A 3757-nucleotide genomic window follows, 5' to 3' on the forward strand; every position below is an offset into this window, starting at 1 on the left:
GAGTGGTGTCGCTGGTGTGGCGCTCCACTCGCCGTTGGCCTCAACAAGGGCGGTAATGGTTTGTGGGTTACCGTCACTGTCGGTCACCACAATCGTTACTWRTGCGCCYTTCGCCTGCGTCACTTGTGCCGCTAATAACTGGCGTGTTGCTATTGCTTTGTGCATCCACCTCAACTGTGAGCGTAGGTGGTGTGTTATCAAAGTCATCTGAGCTTATTGTGCGTGTGTTCCCTGCTGCATCTGTGGCTGTGGCAATCACAGAGCCTACATCCAGTAGTGATACATCAAGCCCCACCAAAGACCAATTACCGTTGGCATCGGTTGTGGTGGTGTAAGTTACACCGACTCCCCCGCCAATAAGTTGCTCGGTGATGGTGATTTCACTGCCTGCTGGCAGGTCAGACGTACCACTGAGGGTAACCAATAAACCAAGCTCGAAGGTTGGCGTAAAGGCAAGAGCCGGTGGAGTTACATCCACTTCACCGCTGTCTGTCCCTGTGCCCGTGTTACCCGCTGCATCCGTGATGCTCGCGCTGACACTGTAGTTACCTTCGGCTAAATCCGTCGCTGGGGTGGCACTCCAATTACCATTCGCATCGGTTTGTACATCAATAGTTTGTACGGCATTGGCTGCATCGGTAAAGGTTATCGTGACGGTGCTGTTTGGTGCATCACTGGTGCCCGTAACTGTTGGCGAGCTGTCGTTGGTGAGCGCTGGTGCATCCACACTCACACTTGGCGCGGTGGTATCGATGTTACCGCTGCCGGTGATATCAGTGCTGTTACCTGCATCATCGCTAATGCTGGCCTCAATGCTGTAAGGTCCTTCTGCAAGTGACGTCGGTACTTCCACTGAGAAGTTGCCGCTCGCATCCACGGTGGTGGTAAAGGTTTGCTGGGCTCCTAAATCATCGATAACCGTAAAGGTGATCACGGTGCCTTCTAGTGCATCACTGGTGCCGCTTAGGGTCGGTGTAGCATCGTTACTTGAACCTGGGCTGGTTAAATCAAGTGTTGGTGCAATGGTATCAACCGCCCCTGCACCGGTGGCGGTCGCTGTGTTACCCGCTGCATCGCTTACGCTTGCACTTACGGTAAAGTTACCTTCAGCAAGTACTTGTGAGGCAGCCACACTCCAGATGCCATTAGCTCCTAGGGTCGTTGTCACCGTATGTGTCACGTTATTACTATCGGTGATCTCTACCGTTACGGTGCTGCCTTGCGGTGCATTCGCGGTGCCGGTGATCGTTGGGGTTGTATCATTGGTAACAACTAGCTCATTCACTTCAATCGCAGGCATAGTGGTGTCAATAATACCGGTTTCTGTGGCGCTGCCGATATTACCCAGACCATCGTCTACCTCGGCGGTCACTGTGTATTCGCCTTCAGCTAATTCAGTTGGTGCATCAACGCTCCATACGCCACCGGTTACTGTGGTATCAACAGTCGTAATATTACCTGCACTGTCTTCAAACGTTAAGCTAATGGTAGTGCCATCGGCTGCATCACTTGTCCCATTAATGGTTGGTGTGGTGTCGTTGGTATCAACCAAGGTATTAATGCTAATGCTTGGCGCGGTGGTGTTCAGCGTGGCGGTTTCACTAACCGTAGTGGTGTTACCAGCGTTGTCGCTCACACTGGCTTCAATGGTCAGCTCACCATCAACCAGAGCATTTGGTACATCGGCTGACCAGCTGCCACCCGCTTGGACTGTGGCTGTAAAGGTTTCGGTGGTAATGCCATCGCTAACGCTGATGCTAATTACCGTGCCGGCTGGTGCATTCGTGGTACCACTAATAGTTGGCGTGCTGTCGTTGGTGGCACCCACAGTATCGAGTGTCAGAGTCGGTGCAAGGCTATCTATGGTGCCCGATTGCGTAGCGCCGCCTGTATTGCCCGCCGCATCCGTAATGCTGGCTTGTACACTGTAGCTGCCATCAGGTAATTCTGGGCTGATTGCTTGCCAATTGCCGTTGACATCCACGGTGGCGGTGAGCGGTGTTTCATCGCCATTACTGTCGGTGATTACAATGTTTACAACTGTGCCTTCTGGCTCAGTTGAAGTACCACTAATAAGTGGAGTACTGTCGTTACCAAGCCCCAGTGCATCCACAGTTACAACCGGGGTAATGGTATCTACATTGCCACTGCTGTTGGCGGTGCTCTCATTGCCTGCGGCATCAGTAATACTGGCCGTTACAGTAAAGTCGCCTTGTGCCAGGGCACTGGGCACTTCAATATCCCAATGCCCATCCGTACCAACGGTGGTGGTAATGGTTTGCACAGCGCCGTCACTGTCGGTCACGGTGAGTGTTACCGTGCCGCCAATTTCGTTACTGGTGCCTTGCAGTGTCGGGGTTAAGTCATTTACATCACCCACAGTTTGCATGGTTAATGTGGGTGCTTGTGTATCGATGGTGGTGGTTTCACTCACGGTGGTTTCGTTGCCTACGCTGTCGCGTACGCTCACTTCAATCGTGCTTTCACCTTCACTGAGTGGTGTCGCTGGTGTGGCGCTCCACTCGCCGTTGGCCTCAACAAGGGCGGTAATGGTTTGTGGGTTACCGTCACTGTCGGTCACCACAATCGTTACTTGTGCGCCTTCGCCTGCGTCACTTGTGCCGCTAATAACTGGCGTGTTGCTATTGCTTTGTGCATCCACCTCAACTGTGAGCGTAGGTGGTGTGTTATCAAAGTCATCTGAGCTTATTGTGCGTGTGTTCCCTGCTGCATCTGTGGCTGTGGCAATCACAGAGCCTACATCCAGTAGTGATACATCAAGCCCCACCAAAGACCAATTACCGTTGGCATCGGTTGTGGTGGTGTAAGTTACACCCACTCCTCCGCCAATAAGTTGCTCGGTGATGGTGATTTCACTGCCTGCTGGCAGGTCAGACGTACCACTGAGGGTAACCAATAAACCAAGCTCGAAGGTTGGCGTAAAGGCAAGAGCCGGTGGAGTTACATCCACTTCACCGCTGTCTGTCCCTGTGCCCGTGTTACCCGCTGCATCCGTGATGCTCGCGCTGACACTGTAGTTACCTTCGGCTAAATCCGTCGCTGGGGTGGCACTCCAATTACCATTCGCATCGGTTTGTACATCAATAGTTTGTACGGCATTGGCTGCATCGGTAAAGGTTATCGTGACGGTGCTGTTTGGTGCATCACTGGTGCCCGTAACTGTTGGCGAGCTGTCGTTGGTGAGCGCTGGTGCATCCACACTCACACTTGGCGCGGTGGTATCGATGTTACCGCTGCCGGTGATATCAGTGCTGTTACCCGCCGCATCACTAATAGTCGCTTCAATGCTGTAAGGGCCTTCAGCCAATGCGTTTGGCACTTCGACTGAGAAGTTGCCGCTCGCATCCACAGTCGTCGTAAAGGTTTGCTCGGCCCCTAAATCATCGATAACCGTAAAGGTGATCACGGTGCCTTCTAGTGCATCACTGGTGCCGCTTAGGGTCGGTGTAGCATCGTTACTTGAACCTGGGCTGGTTAAATCAAGTGTTGGTGCAATGGTATCAACCGCCCCTGCACCGGTGGCGGTCGCTGTGTTACCCGCTGCATCGCTTACGCTTGCACTTACGGTAAAGTTACCTTCAGCAAGTACTTGTGAGGCAGCCACACTCCAGATGCCATTAGCTCCTAGGGTCGTTGTCACCGTATGTGTCACGTTATTACTATCGGTGATCTCTACCGTTACGGTGCTGCCTTGCGGTGCATTCGCGGTGCCGGTGATCGTTGGGGTTGTATCATT

Annotated in this window: 1 protein-coding gene; it reads right to left on the reverse strand. The window is 53.0% G+C overall.

The annotated features are described in order from the left end of the window. Positions 1-73: 73 nt before the first annotated feature. A partial coding sequence (locus tag A3220_RS16190; RefSeq protein ID WP_174524477.1) for an Ig-like domain-containing protein occupies positions 74-3757 on the reverse strand: 3684 nt, incomplete at its 5' end.

The organism is Halomonas sp. KX33721, assembly GCF_001596805.1.
Lineage (GTDB): Bacteria > Pseudomonadota > Gammaproteobacteria > Pseudomonadales > Halomonadaceae > Vreelandella > Vreelandella aquamarina.